10 protein-coding genes are annotated in these 17,554 nt (G+C 37.3%); 6 read left to right on the top strand and 4 right to left on the bottom strand.

Features of this window, described 5'->3' with window-relative positions; translation table 11 throughout:
* Window positions 1-73 precede the first annotated feature (73 nt).
* The 3 genes from DVK85_RS07525 to DVK85_RS07515 all read left to right on the top strand — a co-directional run bounded on the left by DVK85_RS07525 (window position 74) and on the right by DVK85_RS07515 (window position 2,806).
* On the top strand, window positions 74-394 hold the full coding sequence (locus tag DVK85_RS07525) for an HU family DNA-binding protein (RefSeq protein WP_262510436.1): 321 nt from the start codon (window positions 74-76) through the stop codon (window positions 392-394).
* A 418-nt stretch (window positions 395-812) separates the two neighbouring features.
* Window positions 813-2,363, top strand: a complete 1,551-nt coding sequence (locus DVK85_RS07520) for an Rne/Rng family ribonuclease (RefSeq protein ID WP_114679006.1) — start codon at window positions 813-815, stop codon at window positions 2,361-2,363.
* A 110-nt stretch (window positions 2,364-2,473) separates the two neighbouring features.
* Window positions 2,474-2,806 (top strand): YegP family protein, encoded by a 333-nt coding sequence (locus tag DVK85_RS07515; protein ID WP_114677855.1) that lies wholly within the window; start codon window positions 2,474-2,476, stop codon window positions 2,804-2,806.
* Window positions 2,807-2,861: 55 nt separating this feature from the next.
* Here DVK85_RS07515 and DVK85_RS07510 read toward each other — a convergent pair whose 3' ends face one another.
* Window positions 2,862-4,109, bottom strand: a complete 1,248-nt coding sequence (locus DVK85_RS07510) for a hypothetical protein (protein WP_114677854.1) — start codon at window positions 4,107-4,109, stop codon at window positions 2,862-2,864.
* Window positions 4,110-4,281: 172 nt separating this feature from the next.
* On the opposite strand from DVK85_RS07510, the gene ileS reads away from it, so the two are divergent.
* The 3 genes from ileS (at window position 4,282) to DVK85_RS07495 (ending at window position 8,876) form a co-directional block, all read left to right on the top strand.
* Complete coding sequence (gene ileS, locus DVK85_RS07505) at window positions 4,282-7,683, top strand: isoleucine--tRNA ligase (RefSeq protein ID WP_114677853.1); 3,402 nt, start codon at window positions 4,282-4,284, stop codon at window positions 7,681-7,683.
* A 7-nt stretch (window positions 7,684-7,690) separates the two neighbouring features.
* Window positions 7,691-8,071 carry a TraR/DksA family transcriptional regulator gene (locus DVK85_RS07500; protein WP_114677852.1) on the top strand — a complete coding sequence of 127 codons (381 nt, stop codon included), beginning with the start codon at window positions 7,691-7,693 and terminating at the stop codon, window positions 8,069-8,071.
* Between the two features lie 178 nt (window positions 8,072-8,249).
* Window positions 8,250-8,876: a lipoprotein signal peptidase gene (locus DVK85_RS07495; protein WP_114677851.1), complete on the top strand. Its 627-nt coding sequence runs from the start codon at window positions 8,250-8,252 to the stop codon at window positions 8,874-8,876.
* Here the strand turns inward: DVK85_RS07495 and pbpC are convergent, their stop codons facing one another.
* Genes pbpC through DVK85_RS07480 form a run of 3 tightly spaced genes read right to left on the bottom strand, consistent with a single transcriptional unit; the run spans window position 8,877 to window position 17,459 of the window.
* Entirely contained in the window at window positions 8,877-11,231 is a 2,355-nt protein-coding gene (gene pbpC, locus DVK85_RS07490; protein WP_240339613.1) for a penicillin-binding protein 1C, read from the bottom strand. It lies immediately after the preceding gene.
* A gap of 18 nt (window positions 11,232-11,249) precedes the next feature.
* Entirely contained in the window at window positions 11,250-11,942 is a 693-nt protein-coding gene (locus DVK85_RS07485) for an SLATT domain-containing protein (protein WP_114677850.1), read from the bottom strand.
* Between the two features lie 9 nt (window positions 11,943-11,951).
* Window positions 11,952-17,459: an alpha-2-macroglobulin family protein gene (locus DVK85_RS07480; protein ID WP_114679004.1), complete on the bottom strand. Its 5,508-nt coding sequence runs from the start codon at window positions 17,457-17,459 to the stop codon at window positions 11,952-11,954.
* Window positions 17,460-17,554 lie beyond the last annotated feature (95 nt).

Raw genomic sequence — 17,554 nt, 5'->3', positions numbered from 1 at the left:
ATGTTATTAAATTTTAATGCATTAACGTTGAAATATTGTTTATTTAATTCCTATATTTGCACACTCGAAAAAAATACATACAAATATAAATTTAATAAAGAAAATGACGAAAGCAGACATCGTAGCAAAAATCTCCGAGAAACTTGGACTTGAAAAAGGAGATGTACAAGCAACAGTTGAGTCTTTTATGGAGGAAGTAAAAAACTCTTTGGAAACCGGTGATAATGTTTATTTGAGAGGTTTTGGAAGTTTTATAATCAAAACTCGTGCTGAAAAAACTGGTAGAAATATCTCTAAGAATACTACTATAAAAATACCTGCACACAACATTCCTGCATTTAAACCTGCAAAAATATTTGTTGACGGTGTAAAAACGAATACTGAAGTAAAATAACAAAATTTATTTATTAACTTAAACCCTTAGACACTATGCCAAGTGGGAAAAAAAGAAAAAGACATAAGGTAGCTACGCACAAAAGAAAGAAAAGAGCGAGAGCTAACCGCCACAAAAAGAAAAAGTAGTATAATACTACTTTTTCTTTTTTTTAGAAAAAGTTAAAGTTCATTGAAAATGGATGTAAAGACAAACAAGAAGTAAAAGATAATAGATTTATGCAGTATGAATGAGTCTATTATCTTTCACCTCGTTGTTATAAAAATCTTTTCACAAACATCCGCCGGGTATAACTACCTGTAAATTATTGTTTAATCCATCTGCTTTATAGTTAACAACTAATAGCTAACAGTATACAGTTTTTGACTGTAAAATGCTAACTGTGAACCGTAAACTATCGCGGATAAAAATGTACAGTGTGAACAAAGAATTAATTATTCGATCTGGTTCTGAAGCCGTAGATTTTGCCTTATTAAAAGATGGAAAACTAATAGAATTACACAAAGAGAAGGAAGACAAAAACAAGTTTGCTGTAGGCGATATTTTTATTGCCAAAATCAGGAAACCTGTAGCGGGACTTAATGCTGCTTTTGTAAACGTAGGCTTCGAAAAAGATGCCTTTTTACATTATCATGATTTAGGACCAAACCTACCTTCTTTAATGAAATTCACAAAACTTGTAAGCGCAGGTAAAATAAAAGATTTCTCACTTAAAAATTTTCCGTTCGAAAAAGAAATTGACAAAGATGGCGTGATTACTGATGTACTCAGTGCTAACCAGTCAATACTTGTTCAGGTGGTAAAAGAGCCTATATCTACCAAAGGGCCACGTATAAGCTCTGAGCTTTCGTTGGCAGGACGTTATGTAGTGCTTGTACCATTTTCTGACAGGATTTCGATTTCACAGAAAATAGATTCTAAAGATGAGAAAGACCGCCTAAAACGTCTGGTACAATCTATCAGACCCAAAGGTTTTGGCGTTATTGTAAGAACAGTAGCCGAGGATAAAAAAGTAGCCGAACTGGACAAAGACCTGCAAAACTTGCTGGATAAATGGACAGCTTTGTGCAAACGTATTCCTGGTGCACATCATCCTAGCAAAGTACTAGGCGAAGTAAACAAAGCTTCCTCTATACTGCGTGATGTTTTTAACGATACCTTTACGGGTATCTATGTAGATGATGAAGACCTGTTTTATCAAACTAAGGACTATCTGCAGGAGATAGCTCCCCAAAAAGCCAACATCGTAAAACTGTACCAAAGCAGAGAATTGCCTCTTTTTGAAAAATATAACATAGAAAGGCAAATAAAAACCTCGTTTGGTAAAACTGTTTCTATGAGCAAAGGAGCTTACCTTATTATAGAGCATACAGAAGCACTACACGTTGTAGATGTGAATAGTGGTAACCGCTCTAACAAAGCCCTTAGCCAAGAAGGTACCGCCCTAGAAGTAAACCTTATAGCTGCTGCAGAAATTGCAAGACAACTAAGGCTTAGAGATATGGGAGGCATTATCGTAATTGACTTTATAGATATGTCTAGTGCCGAAAACAGAAAGAAGCTCTACGACTTTTTAAGAGACGAAATGAGCGACGATAAGGCAAAACACAAGATCCTGCCTCCGAGTAAATTTGGACTTGTTCAAATTACCCGACAGCGCGTACGGCCTGAAGTAAATATCAAAACACGGGAAGAAGACCCTAATAATGAAAATGGGGAGATTGAAGCTCCTATACTAGTGATTGATAGAATTACAGCCGACCTTGAAAGAATTATAAAGAGTAACAAAAAGATAGTGCTAAATGCACACCCTTTTGTTGCTGCATACCTTACTAAAGGTTTCCCATCTACACGTTCAAAATGGTTTTTTGAACATAAAAAATGGGTAAAAGTAATACCTCGTGACGCTTACACGTATTTAGAATACCGCTTTTATGATAGCAAAGGAAACGCTATCGCGACAGAATAACAAAAACCGCCCTAACAAGATGTTAGGGCGGTTTTTTGTTTTTAAACATCATCAATATACCTTATAAATTATTATATTAGCTATCATTAACACTTAAAAAACATCCAGTTATGGGCAAATTTGTAATTACTAAAAGAAAAAACAACGAATTTCAGTTTAACCTTAAAGCAGGCAATGGGCAAACTATTCTTGCTAGTGAAGGCTATAAAGCAAAATCGAGTTGTGAGAACGGAATTGAATCTGTAAGACGTAATTCGCAAGATGATTCTAAATTCGACCGAAAAGAATCTTCAAACGGTAAACCTTACTTTAACCTAAAAGCTACTAACGGTCAAATTATTGGCACAAGCGAAATGTATGAAAGTGTAGCCTCTCGCGATAACGGTATAGAGTCTGTAAAGAAAAACGCTCCCGATGCTACAGTAGACGACCAAACGGTATAATTATTTAATAGATTAATATAAAGAAGCCCCTTTTAATAAAATGGGCTTCTTTATATTAATCTACACTACAATTCTCAGAAGTTAAATAGTCCCCATTAGTGCCACTAATTGGATTTTGATTACCATATATATAAGCATGACCTGTATTTATATTAAGCCTTAGTTGAAACACATCCAATAGAGCACATAAATCTACTAAAGATTCATTATTAATCACCTCTATATTACCCTGAAAGCTTGTAACATTTTGCAGCCCATCTAAGGTTTCTAAACTATTATTTTCTTTAATAATTACACCTCCACTTTGAAACGTTACCCCTGGAGTATAATCGCCTTTAACCTGATTTAATCCTGAAAGATGGGAAATAGAGGTTAAAGATTCATTATCTACAATTGTTATAGATTTAGACTTTGTAACGTTTTCGAGCCCCTTTAAAGAAGTCATATTATCATTATAAAAAACATTAATCAGCTCAATATTTGTGATTTGCTCAAGCCCCTCAAAAGAAATCAAAGATTCATTAAAAGTACAATCCAATGATTTCATTTTTGAAACATTAGAAAATGCTTCTAATGAATTAATAGATACTGATTTTAAAATTAAATTTTCTATTTCTTCCAAATGATTTAATCCTGCAAGCGATGTAAGACTTGGCAAAGACCTAAAAAAACCATTCCGTAATTTTTTCACCTTACTAATTGAATTTAAATCAGTTAAAACATCACATCTCTGTATTTCTAAATCAGTTATATCTTCACAGTTTTCAAGCCCTGTAAGAGAAGTTAAAGAATGACATTGTCTAATATCCAAAACAGGAAGTTTAGTTACATTCTCTAAACCAGAAAGACTTTGAAGACTCGGATTTTCAATAATTTGTAAACCAAGGGAAGCAGTTTCATAACTATCAAGATTTACATTTTTATCAAACCTCTTTAATGATCGTAACCCTTGTAAATCTGTAATATTAGTTTTACTTATCAATATATAATCAACCTGTTCTATATTATGCAACCCTTCTAAAGAAGTTATATCCGGCACATCCTGAATCAACAAATAGCCCACCTTCTTCAAGTTTTCGAGCGGTAGCAAAGAAGTAATATCACTATTTTGTGAACCTATAGTTAGTGTTCCGACAGACTTATAACCAAGAGACCCAACAGAATCTATTTCTGCTTGCGTAGGTAGATATAAACTAATTGCGTCTAAATTTTCATTTACTGGAGTTTCAGAATCATCATCATTGTTACAGGAAAAACTCAATATCGCAACAAATGCAAATAATAATAAAGTTGTCTTTTTCATAATTAATTAGTTCCTAGCTAAATTAAATAAAAAAGACTACACTTACTGTTAAAGTCTTTTTTTTACTCTTCTGTTTTTTACCAAATCCTTAAATCTGCCCTATATACAGCAATAACTACCATTACATAAAAAAAATCCTTACTTTCGCAAATTGATTATTATAAGGACTAAAATGAGCAAGAAGTTTACTGAATATAAAGGACTTGACCTGCCTACTGTTGCAGGAGAAGTACTAGAATTTTGGAAGAAAGAGAACGTTTTTGAAAAAAGTGTAAGCACCCGCGAGGGTAAGCCACAATATGTATTTTATGAAGGACCACCATCTGCAAATGGACTCCCAGGAATACACCACGTTATGGCGCGCGCCATTAAAGATATTTTTTGCCGTTACCAAACCCAAAAAGGCTTTCAAGTAAAACGTAAAGCAGGATGGGACACTCACGGACTGCCTGTAGAGCTAGGTACAGAGAAAGAACTTGGTATTACTAAAGAAGACATTGGTACAAAAATATCTGTAGAAGAGTATAACGAAGCGTGTAAACGCACCGTAATGCGCTATACCGATGTATGGAACGACCTTACCGAAAAAATGGGCTACTGGGTAGATATGGAAGACCCGTATATTACCTACAAACCAAAATACATGGAAACGGTATGGTGGTTACTAAAACAGATATACGACAAAGGACTTATTTATAAAGGTTACACAATACAACCTTACTCGCCAAAAGCAGGTACAGGGTTAAGCTCGCATGAAGTAAACCAACCTGGTGCTTACCGCGACGTAACTGATACTACTATAGTAGCACAGTTTAAAACTATTGCCGATACTTTACCAGAAGCCTTTAAAGGCTTCGGAGCAATAGATTTCATGGCATGGACAACTACACCTTGGACATTACCTAGTAATACTGCCCTAACCGTAGGTCCAAAAATTGATTATGTATTAGCTAGAACATTTAACCAATACACCTTTGAACCTATCAATGTAGTATTAGCTAAAAGTCTTGTTGGCAAGCAATTCTCTGGTAAATACTTTGAAAGTACCGAAGATGCAGACTTTGAAAACTACACGTCGTCAGATAAAAAAATCCCTTACCAAATACTAGCCGAAGCCAAAGGTAAAGACTTGGTAGGTGTAAAATATGAACAACTATTACCCTATACATTACCATACCAAAACCCAGAAAATGCATTCCGTGTAATAGCAGGTGATTTTGTTACTACAGAGGATGGTACAGGTATAGTGCACACTGCCCCTACCTTTGGTGCAGATGATGCCAAAGTAGCCAAAGAAGCGCAGCCAGAAATACCACCAATGCTTGTACTAGATGCTAACGGTACTGCCGTACCACTGGTAGACATGCAAGGGCGCTTTATAGAGGGTATGGGAGACCTATCGGGTAAATACGTAAAGAACGAGTATTACGATAAAGACGAAGCTCCAGAAAAATCGGTAGATGTAGAGATTGCTATCCGACTAAAAGAGGAGAATAAAGCCTTTAAAGTAGAAAAATATGTGCACAGTTACCCACACTCATGGCGTACTGATGAGCCGTTACTATACTACCCACTAGATAGTTGGTTTATTAAAATAACCGATGTTAAGGAGAAAATGTTCGACCTTAACGAAACCATCAACTGGAAACCCAAAGCTACTGGTGAAGGACGTTTTGGTAACTGGCTTAAAAATGCTAACGACTGGAACTTATCGCGTTCACGCTACTGGGGTATTCCGTTACCAATATGGCGTACGGAAGACAAAACCGAAGAAATGATGGTAGGCTCTGTAGAAGAGCTATACAACGAAATAGAAAAAGCTATCGCTGCGGGTGTAATGACCGAGAATCCGTTTAAAGGATTTGAGGCAGGTAACATGACCGAGGAAAACTACAGCTTAGTCGACCTACACAAAAATGTAGTAGATGCTATTACGCTGATTTCGCCATCTGGTAAGCCAATGCAACGTGAAGCCGACCTTATAGATGTTTGGTTTGATAGTGGCTCTATGCCCTATGCACAATGGCACTATCCGTTTGAAAACAAAGAATTAATAGACAATAATACCGCTTTCCCTGCTGACTTTATCGCAGAGGGAGTTGACCAAACCCGTGGATGGTTTTATACATTACACGCCATAGCAACTTTAGTCTTTGATAAAGTAGCCTATAAAAACGTAGTAAGTAACGGGCTGGTGCTTGACAAGAGCGGACAAAAGATGAGTAAAAGACTAGGCAATGCCGTAGATCCTTTTACTACCCTTGCCGAATATGGTCCTGATGCTACCCGTTGGTACATGATAGCCAATGCTAACCCTTGGGATAACCTGAAGTTTGACATAGAAGGTGTAGCCGAAGTGCGAAGAAAATTCTTCGGAACACTATATAATACCTACTCGTTCTTTGCGTTATATGCTAATATCGATAACTTTACGTATGCAGAACCAGAGATACCAATTGCTAAAAGACCAGAGATAGACCGCTGGATATTGAGCGAACTAAACACACTTATAAAAAATGTAGATAGCTACTATGCCGAGTATGAACCTACCAAGGCTGCACGAGCAATATCTGACTTTGTGCAGGAAAACCTGAGTAACTGGTATGTAAGGCTATGCCGTCGTCGTTTTTGGAAAGGCGAATATGCTGAAGATAAAATTGCAGCATACCAAACACTATATACCTGCCTTGTAACAGTTGCTAAACTAGGATCGGCAATAGCACCATTCTTTATGGACAGGCTTTATAAAGATTTAACACAGGCTTCACAGTCAGAAGGCTTTGAGAGTGTACATTTGGCGGAATTTCCAGCCTATGCTGATAACTTTGTTGATAAATCGTTAGAAAGCAGAATGGAGAAAGCACAAACAATATCATCGTTAGTGTTATCACTCCGAAAAAAGGAAATGATAAAAGTGCGTCAACCACTGCAAAAGGTAATGATTCCGGTACTTGATGCGAAGCAGAAAGCTGAGATAGAAGCCGTTTCAGAATTGATAAAAGCAGAGGTAAACGTAAAAGAAATAGAGTTGTTAGACGATGCTTCGGGCGTACTAGTTAAACAGGTTAAGCCTAATTTTAAAGCATTAGGACCACGTTTCGGGAAAGATATGGGATTGGTTTCCAAAGAGATACAAAATTTCTCACAAGAACAGATCGCTATTATAGACAAAACTGGAAGTATCGATATTGAAATTTCAGGAAAAAGTATTAATTTAACATCGGGAGATGTGGAGATTTCTTCACAGGATATAGAAGGGTTATTAGTAGCCAATGCCAACGGAATAACCGTAGCGCTAGACATAACTATAACCGAGGTTTTAAAGAAAGAAGGTATAGCCCGAGAGTTGGTAAACAGGATACAAAATTTGAGAAAAGATTCAGGTTTTGAAGTAACCGATAAAATAAAAGTATTCCTTAAATCGGATGAAGCACTGCAAAGTGCGGTAACAGCAAATGAGGATTACATAAAGTCGGAAACACTTACCGAAGAGTTGATATTTAAGAATGAGATTACAAACGGAATAGAAATAGAATTTGATGATATAAAAACCTTAGTATTAATTTCAAAATAATTGGAATATGGTAGATGAGCAAATACGATACTCTGACGCTGATTTAGCGGAGTTCAGAGAATTAATCACAAAAAAAATAGATAAAGCCCAAGCTGATTTGGAGCTTATTCGTAGTGCGTATATGAATGACCTTAACAATGGCACCGATGATACATCGCCAACATTTAAGGCTTTTGAAGAAGGCAGCGAAACAATGAGTAAAGAGGCAAACTCTCAACTTGCTATCCGCCAAGAAAAATTTATCCGCGATCTTAAAAATGCACTTATCCGTATTGAGAATAAAACATACGGAATATGTAAAGTTACAGGAAAGCTTATTGGTAAAGAAAGGTTAAAATTGGTACCACATGCTACTATGAGCATAGAAGCCAAGAATTTACAACGATAATATAATAATTGCCGCCTATATAGGGCGGTTTTTTTACCGAAAGACAATAAGTCCGAAGTTATAGTAAAAAAGATGGTATCCTTTAGGATTAATCATCAATTTCTGTATCTTCGGACTTCTTATAATAAATCAGGATTATTTAATTATTTCACTTATTTTTGTCCGTAAAAATCTTAGAATGTCGCTAAAGAAAGCCTATATCATTGCCATAATTGTATTATTAATAGATCAGATTTCTAAAATATATATAAAAACAAATTTCAAACTTCATGAATTTGTAAATGTTTTAGACCTTGAATGGTTTCAAATAAACTTTATTGAAAATGATGGTATGGCATGGGGTGCACAAATACCAGGCTCTTATGGTAAGCTAATATTAACCCTTTTCAGGATTGTAGCTGTTATAGGTATAGGCTGGTGGTTGCAAGACTCTGTAAAGAAAAAGTATTCTAACTACCTTATTGTTCCCATCGCGCTAATACTTGCAGGAGCTTTTGGTAATATAATCGACTCCGTTTTTTATGGTATTATTTTCGACTACAGCTCTGAAAACCATATAGCCACACTATTCGCCGAAAAGCCATACGGAACACTTTTTCATGGTAAGGTAGTAGACATGTTTTATTTTCCTATTATTAAAGAAGCACATTTTCCCGAATGGATACCTTTTATAGGAGGAAATGAATTTTCTTTCTTTAATGCTATTTTTAATGTAGCTGATGCTGCTATCTCTATAGGTGTAGGTATATTGATTGTTTTCAACAAAAGAGCTTTCGCGAAAAGCAACGATACAGTAACCGAATAATTACTGCGATACTATTTCTATACGTCTATTAAGTTCATTACCATTCTCATCGGTAATAGTAATATAATATTTTCCTGTTTTGGCTTCTACAGGCATTTCATGAAACGTTTGTGTTACACCCAGATACCTGTCATTTAAATACCAAAACACCTTTGCATCAGGGTTAGTATGCGCTGCTTTTAGTATAAAAGGCTGTAGCTTACCACTAAAATCTTTTGTGAGATAAATTTTTCCGTTATCTTTAGGATAAATAAAGCCCATAGTAGTACTCATCGCTCCGTTACAATCACTACGAAATGGTGGCAAAGTAGCATAATCGATATGTTGTTTTTTATAATACCATTCCATTACAGGGGGCAATACAAACCACGATTTGGTTATCATATCACTCACACTTTCGCAACTACTATTTACCTGATATTGCGCTGTAGCATCGAGGTTAACCAACCTATGATAGGGGCATACATCTGTATTTTTACCTGTTATAGGTATCCATTGCTTTACAGCGGGGCAATGCTCCCCTGCAAGATGACCACTTTGCTTGCATATATGAGCCTCTTCCAAATCATTAAGCGGTGCTTTAAACCATGGCTGACGTGGCAACAGGTTAAACACATCAAACAACATAGGAGCAGCACTCCCCACCCCCGTAAGCGATGGTCTACCCTCGCCTGACGCATTACCTACCCAAACACCTACTACATAACGCGGACTTGTACCGATAGCCCAAGCATCGCGACCACCAAAGCTCGTGCCCGTTTTCCATGCAATTTCAAGCGAGGAATCATAAAAACGCCATGCCTCATCACCTTCAGGGCGGTTTACCTCCTTCATAGCGTTATAGGTAAGCCATATAGCTCCTGCGCCAAGCTGGGGTTTATTAAAAGTTTCCTTTCCAAAATTTCGCTTTACTTTACTGTCCCAGTTGAGTTCAGCAAATTCATTTTTACGGTATTTAGCATCATGCGTCGTAAAATGGTTGAGTGTACCCGTTAGTCCCGCGTATGTTCGGCACAAATCCCAAAGGTTCGACTCGGCACCACCCAAAATCAGTGATAACCCGTAATGGTTCGGGTGCTGATTAACATCTCGCAATTTAAAACGTTGCAACTGTTCGTAAAACCGATATACACCAAAATCCTGCAACATGAGTACAGCAGGTATATTCAGCGAACGCGATAAAGCCTTTTGTGCCGGCACAGCACCATCGTAGGTATGATTATAATTCTTGGGACTATAACCCGATATCTGTGTAGGTATATCGGCTATTAGCGTATTTGGTAACAGTTCGCCTGCATCGAGCATACTAGCAAACAAAAAGGGTTTTAATATACTCCCCGTACTCCGCGGAGCTGGGATAATATCTACATCTTTTTGATGGAGCTTATCCGTGGGCGAGTTACCTACATAAGCAATAATATCGCGGGTTTCTACATCTACAACCAGTACAGCAAGGTTATATACTTCGGTTTGTCTGTATTCGTTATAATAACGTTTCGCTATTTGGTTTACACGCTGTTGCAGTACGCTCTTTACTGTAGTTGTTATACGATGTCCTTCCTGCGATTTTGCAATGTTTTGTAAAAGATGCGGAGCGGTTTCGGGTAAGTCAAACGGCTTTTGAGGGAGTTCTTCTTCTAATGATAATTCGTAAGTAGTTTTATCAATTACATCCTCCGTATATAGTTTTTTAAGTAACCTGTTGCGTTTGTTGCGTAAATCATCCTGATTACGCCCTGGATAGATGAGTGCGGGAGCATTAGGCAGTACCGCCAATGTAGCCGACTCTGCCCACGAAAGTTGATGCGGCTGCACGCCAAAGTACCGCCATGATGCCATTTCTAACCCTACAACATTACCCCCATAAGGCGCATGGGCTGCATATAACCCTAATATCTCGTCTTTAGTATCGCGAAACTCCAAACGGGTAGCGAGTATTAGCTCAGTTAATTTTTCGATATAACTACGTTTTTTCCCTTCTCGGGAAAGTCGTATTACTTGTTGCGTTAGTGTACTACCTCCGCGCACTACTTTACCTGCTTTATAATTCTGCTTTATAGCATTTATTATAGAAACAGGATTGAAACCGGGATGGCTGTAAAAATGCTGATCTTCGAAATAAACAATACACTTCCTGAATTTATACGGCACACTGTCCTGCTCAGGAAAACGCCATTGCCCGTCCTTTGCTATACGCGCGCCTAAGAGTTCGCCCTCGCTGCTTTCGATAACCGTTGCATACGGATTATTAAAAAGCTGTTTGGGCAGGCAGCAATAATACCATACTAGCAAAGCGAGTGCGATAACCGATTTTATTTTGTTCTTTTTAATCCAATCTAAACTTAACTTTAGCACATTTACTAAATGAATTTATTAATTAAATAGACTTTTAATTATAATATAAATTATAAATAGCAATGGGAAATACATGAAAATATGGTACTTAAGTTTAACTAGTATATAAAATTCTATCTTAATTAACTTAATATCAAACCATGACAACTTGAAATAATCTGATTTCGCAGTTGTAAACATATCAAAATCTATAGAAGTATGATTTTCATACTTCTGCAAAATTTTTTCATATTTTTTTGAAACCCTAGATATTCTATCTTCCTTATTTTGTATTGTATCAAATGTTTTAATCATTCTAAGCTCATTATATAGTTCCCCTACTTCTAATGAACATTGATGCAACTTCTCTGATTTTATTGCATATTCTTTCGATGTTTCAAAATGTGTAAAAACTAAAATCAATATTGCTATAGATGTAGTAATAAATGCAACATATTTTTCATAATCAAATCCAGAAATTTTTATTTCATATGCGCTAAGAAGTCCAATGATTATCAAGTATGCTGATAGGTACGCTAAAGTACGTGATGATAATTCATGCTGTATTTTATTTCTTCTACTTGCAGAAAAACGAGCTCCTTTTGTTGTCCAAAGCTTATAATTTAATTCGACTCCAAAATCTTTTTTTAAATAGGGCGCAATAGAGTTTTTAAGCCTCTTTATTCTCCTAGCTCTAGCTCTCTTTTTAAAATATAATTCTATTTTATTCATATCAAATTTTTATTTCACCACATTTACCCATTGCCCTTTGGTACGGGCTAAAAAGTCATTATCATACATTGCTTCGCACTGTACACCCGGTAGGTAATAATGACCTAGATAACTGGCATTAAGCAGTACTCTGAATTTTTTAGATTCATGAGCCTTTAATGGGAAGTAAAAATTAGCCCTATCATCTCTAATATCAATATAATCAGCTTTATTATCAGCAAACGCACCAAAGTCGGTAAAGCGAGTATTTACAATTTCCCACCCTGACGGTATTATCTGCGTAAGCGCAATATTATCAACATATTCGCCTTTTTGGTTCAGTACGGTTACTTCGGCTACAAATTCTGTTCCCTGTGCCAACTGCGACGGATTAATGACATTACCCTCCCTATTTTTAAAGGTAATAACAGTACTAAGTCCTCTATTTTCTTCCTGTTCTTGTCCTACAGGCAATATGCCGCTATAAATAACTTTTACATAGAGTGTACCCTCTTTGTTATTACGTATTGCTACGGTATTATTACCCGAAGATTGCAATACCCTGTCAGCAAATGTTTTGCCTGTCTTTATAGTCTGTGTTTTACCCTTGGTAGTATAAGCTACATCAATACCTTTAGTCCCATTAGATTTTGCAAACTTGGACATTGAGTACAGGCAGTATGCCGTTGTTTGGGTACTCATCCATTGGCGCGATGACATTTTATCGGCAAGCTGGTTGGCAATACGGAAAGCCTTTTCTTTTTCTCCTAACAAAATAAGTGTTTCGAGTGCCATAGCCCTATTACGTTCGGGGGAGCCATAATAGTAATAGCGGTAACCTTGTGTATTTATATCAAGCGAGCTTTGGTTGAGCAGTGCCAAGCCTGCACTTTTTTGTCCTGCAAGGGCATAGGCTGCTGCCAGTCGTAATTTTGAATCGTTAGAAATACCTTGCGTTTCGCGCAGCCTATTCATTGATGATAAATCGGGCGAACCCGCCAATGCCAAAGTATATAATCGGTATGCTTGTGCAAAATCATTATGATAATAACTATCATAACGCCATTGCCTCGCCGTTTTCTTTTGATAGCTCAACCATTGCTTTTTAGCATTTAACGGCAATGTATAGCCTTTTTTCTCTGCTTCTATAAAGAAATGACCTACATAACTAGAACCCCAATCGTTAGGATGTGTACCTCCTGACCAATAGGCAAAACCTCCGTTACCTATTTGGTAGCTTGCTAGTTTTTGTATTCCTGCCGATACATTGCGCTGTATGTCTTGTTTTCTTTTTTCATCAATATCGGCTATATCGGTTAGGTACAACTGCGGGAATACACTTGAGGTTGTTTGTTCTAAGCAACCGTGTGGATATTGTATTAAATAATCCAGCCTACGGTTAAAGTCGATTGATGGGAATGACGATACTTCTAGTCTTGCCTTGTTACTACCCGCTACACCAAAAGCTTCCCAATCAATAGTACCCGAAGCTCCTGCTTCTATTACCAGCTCTTTAAAGTTTTGGGTAACAGGGTTCGGGTTCATTATATCGAGTTCTACATCGTAACTTGCTTTTTCGCTACCCGATTGTGCTGTAACAGTTACTTTACCAATGCCCGTTACATTACCTACTTCAAGCTCAAAATAAGCTATTTTTTCATCAGGCTGTGCAAACGATACAGTTTGCGAAGCACTACCCACTACTTTCAGTCCATTATTAGTTTTTACCTGTAAGGTTACATTTTTAATATTATCCTCCATCGCGAAAAGCGTCACGGGAAGCGTCACTTTTTCACCTGGTGTAATTTTTCGCGGAAGCGATGCCAACAACATTAACGGACTGCGAACAGGCGTAGTTTTCTCGATACTACCATAAGCACTCTTATCTTCATTAGCAGCCACTACCATAGTACGTACTGAGCCTATGTATTTAGGTAAGGTTATATTGTGGCTTTGTGTTTCGCCTTTTTTAAGTGTATAAGGCCCCATATAGATAACCACAGGCTTAAAACGGTTGGCCTTTTTAGCCTTACCTCCGCCAAGATCTTCATCTCCCCCTATGCTGAATACTTGGTTTACCTTACCGCCATATGCGCCTATTACATCATCATAAATATCCCATGTTTTTATGCCCAATGCTTCTTTTGCATAAAAAGCATCCCAAGCATTTGGGGTTTTAAAACGGGTAAGGTCGAGCAAGCCATCATCTACAATAGCTACCGTATAAGTCATAGCCTTGCCTGATTTCTCACTTACTTTTATAGTAGCTTTCTGCTCTGGTTTTAATACCGAAGGCATACTTATTTGTGGTTCGAGAATCGTGTTTTTATCTACCACTTCTATTGGTACAATACCATACATTCGTATAGGTGCATCATTCTTAGTAGTGGCATGAGGTTGTAACAACGTAACATTTACATATACATTCGGAGCCATTTTTGCGGTTATCGGTACTTCTACTTTTGTTTCGCCTTTAGCAGTGCTTGCCCAATAGGTTTCCACCACTTCAGAGCCATTTTCTATTGAGATAAGTGCACGTCCTCCTTCACTTGACGGGAATGTAACTACGGCTTTTTCACCAACCGAATATTTTTCTTTATCGGTAGCAAATACCAGCATAGCCGCTTCTTCTCCGCCTCCGCTTTTTGTACGCCCTGACCAGTATGACCAGTCCATATATACGGTTTCCCCTGCCGAGTGTCCGCTTTCTACATCGGTTACACGGACTAAATAACGCCCCCAGTCGTTTTCAGGTACATTTAATATAAATGATGCTTTACCCTTAGCATCGGTAGTTACGGTTTTAGAATAATAAGGTACGTTAGATAATGCCGAATTGTATGATGACACATTATTATGTGTGGCATCCCACCACCAACGCCATTTTACATTATATATACGTACATCTACTTTGCGGTTAGGTTCTACCTTTCCGTTTTCGGTAAGCGACACAATAGTAAAACGGTTGTCTTTTCCTGTTTCAATCATGCCATATTTGTTTGGTTCAGGCATTTTTACCCCTACATAACTTTTATATGGCGAATAAGAAGCCGTGATAACATCGGTACTAAAATCGCCGCCCTTTTCGTAGGCTTTGGTAATAATAGCAGCCTTTAGCATCCCTGGTGCACTTGACTGTAACGATGGTTTTAGTGTTACCGTTGCTTTACCAGTAGCATCTACCTTACCGGAATAGATGTTTACTTCTTCAGTTGTAAAAGTTTGTGCAGGGTCATCAAAAATATAATTAGTATATCCCTTAAAACTTGTTGCATCTTTCATAAACTTAGCCTGCATTTCTACCTTTAGGTCTTTTGCCACAGCACCGTGCAACCAAGTTACTTCAAGGTTTGCTGTGTTATTTTCGTGAGCAGAAAGCACTTTACCCTCAAAACCATTTTTTATTTTCAGCCTGTTAGGCTTTATAGTTTCTATCTTTATACGCTTATAGAACTTAGCTCCTCCTACAGCTACTACAGCTTCCCAGTTACCTGTTGGGGCATTAGCCTCTGTAGGTACTATAAATTTATAATGATTGTTTTCGTTATATGTTTGTACTGCTTGGTGTATCAACTTACCATTAGGGTCGCTCAGTTTTAATTTTATAGGGTGCGAAGGCGGTAATTTTGCTGCTTTATCATTCAGTATAAAACCAATAAACAGCGTATCACCTGGTCGCCACACACCACGCTCGCCATATACATAGCCTTTAAGCCCTTTTTGCAGGCGTGTACCATCTACATCATAATTACTTACTGAAAGCGAATTACCATCGCCCATTTTCACGTAAGTGGTGTTATTATCTTTCTTCACTATAGCAAAAAAAGCACGTTTGTCTAACGATAGTTTTGCTGTACCCTCGCTGTCAGTATCTGCCGAAGCTATTTTTTGTTGTTGAAAGTTATAGACCTCTATTTTCGCTCCGCTAATAGGCTTGGTAGTGGTAATACTGCTTACCGCAAAGAAATAGTTACTGTTTTCGCCTCCTTTGGCAATAACACCCAAGTCGCTCGCCAATACATTAGTCGCTATTTTTTTATTATAAAAATACGACTTGCTACAAGGGTCGTCGCGCTCGCTCCAGTTATAAGCGTAGTCATAGTCGTAATAATTATAATACTCGTTATCAAAGTTCGAATAGAATTCAGCATCTTCATTCTCATCCTCCTCTTCGGTTTCGGCTTCATCGCTACTTGTTCCGCAACGGTATAAAGAGTACGATTTTTTTATCGATAGCTCTACTCTATATATCGCCCCTGGTTCAGGATTTATTAATGAGGAAAGGTCGAGCGCATACGGATTCCAACGGCTGTAATTAGCCATTTTATCATTGTTAAGTACAATTTTCTTTTTAGCTATGGGCAGGGCAACTTTACGTAAGTTATTCGCTCCGTTTATATCATTATCTTGTAAAAACTGTAATACATTGTTTTGATAAATGCGATATACCTTTACATCTACTGCTTTTAGGTTAACCGCCTGAAAGTTGATTTTTAAATTGCTTGATGTAGGTAATATTGTTCCGCTTTTAAGGAACTGCACTTCGGGTTTCTTTTGTTCAAAAAGTACGCGTGCTGAGTGCATCGCTTTTGTTTTATACCCCTCAATACTTTCTATACCCTGAAAAACCTCGACCAAACGTGTACCTGTAAGTGGTTCTCCAAAAAACACTTTAAGCAAGTTACCATCTACGGCATACTTGAGGTTATTGGCATTTTCTACCGCTACAAGACCATCAAAGTTTTGGTCTTTGCGTAAAGGATCAGAAAAATTAATGAATAACGACTGGTTATCACCAGGACCTATATCCATACTAATTACCTTAAAGTTGTTTTTACCCGCAATTTCAAATTCTTCTACACCTGCTTTTTCTATGCCTATGGCTTCGCCGTTCCAATGTATTTGTATTTTGCTATCGTCTATTTTACGTTCTATACTGTCTATCACAAAAAAGAACTCTGTTGCATCACCCTTTTTCATATCAAACCTTATGGGTAGCTGCTTGCCTTCTTGCTCTGCCCTCACCAGTTTTTTCGCCGTCTTGGCATCCATAACATCACTGGTATTCAGTACTCCGTTTAGGTACTGAAAATCTTTACTATACGATTGCAGGTCGAGCGTAGTAACTTTAAAGTCTTGCTCTAGTGTTTTTATCCTAAAATTAAAATCCTTTAAGTTTTTAGGAACATCGGTAATTTTAGAAAGGTGCAGGGTAACGCGATACTCTTTATTCTCCTCTAGTCTTTCGTCAGGGCGAAAAGCTATAGTATTACTACCTACCAATAATACCTTACCATCAATACTTGGTGAGATGCTAAAGTAGTCGTCATCTAGTTCTTTATCTAACTGCCAATCATCGTTAGTAAAAGTAAGCCCTACCTGAATGTCTGCTTTTGTAGAAATTAACCCCGATGTATAATTGTTAATATATTCGCCATACAACGATGGGTCGGAATCAAAATCTTCTCCTGATTTTTTAGAACAAGAAACAATGAGCAGTGATACTGCAAAGAACAGCAGTAGTTTAAGGCTTTTCATAATTGGAAGGTTTAATGCGTTGGCAACTATTGTTTTATAGCTTAACATGATAACAAAAGCAGCATAAAAATATTGTACTAAATTTATGATTAATT

Source organism: Flavobacterium arcticum, assembly GCF_003344925.1.
Classification (GTDB): Bacteria; Bacteroidota; Bacteroidia; order Flavobacteriales; family Flavobacteriaceae; genus Flavobacterium; species Flavobacterium arcticum.
This window is presented reverse-complemented; position numbering and strand designations above follow the sequence as displayed.

What these genes read in the sequence shown, in the direction of transcription:
- DVK85_RS07515 (WP_114677855.1), top strand. Translation starts at nt 2,474, where the DNA reads ATGGGCAAATTTGTAATTACTAAAAGAAAAAACAACGAATTTCAGTTT.
- DVK85_RS07510 (WP_114677854.1), bottom strand. Translation starts at nt 4,109, where the DNA reads ATGAAAAAGACAACTTTATTATTATTTGCATTTGTTGCGATATTGAGT.
- ileS (WP_114677853.1), top strand. Translation starts at nt 4,282, where the DNA reads ATGAGCAAGAAGTTTACTGAATATAAAGGACTTGACCTGCCTACTGTT.
- DVK85_RS07500 (WP_114677852.1), top strand. Translation starts at nt 7,691, where the DNA reads ATGGTAGATGAGCAAATACGATACTCTGACGCTGATTTAGCGGAGTTC.
- DVK85_RS07495 (WP_114677851.1), top strand. Translation starts at nt 8,250, where the DNA reads ATGTCGCTAAAGAAAGCCTATATCATTGCCATAATTGTATTATTAATA.
- DVK85_RS07485 (WP_114677850.1), bottom strand. Translation starts at nt 11,942, where the DNA reads ATGAATAAAATAGAATTATATTTTAAAAAGAGAGCTAGAGCTAGGAGA.
- DVK85_RS07480 (WP_114679004.1), bottom strand. Translation starts at nt 17,459, where the DNA reads ATGAAAAGCCTTAAACTACTGCTGTTCTTTGCAGTATCACTGCTCATT.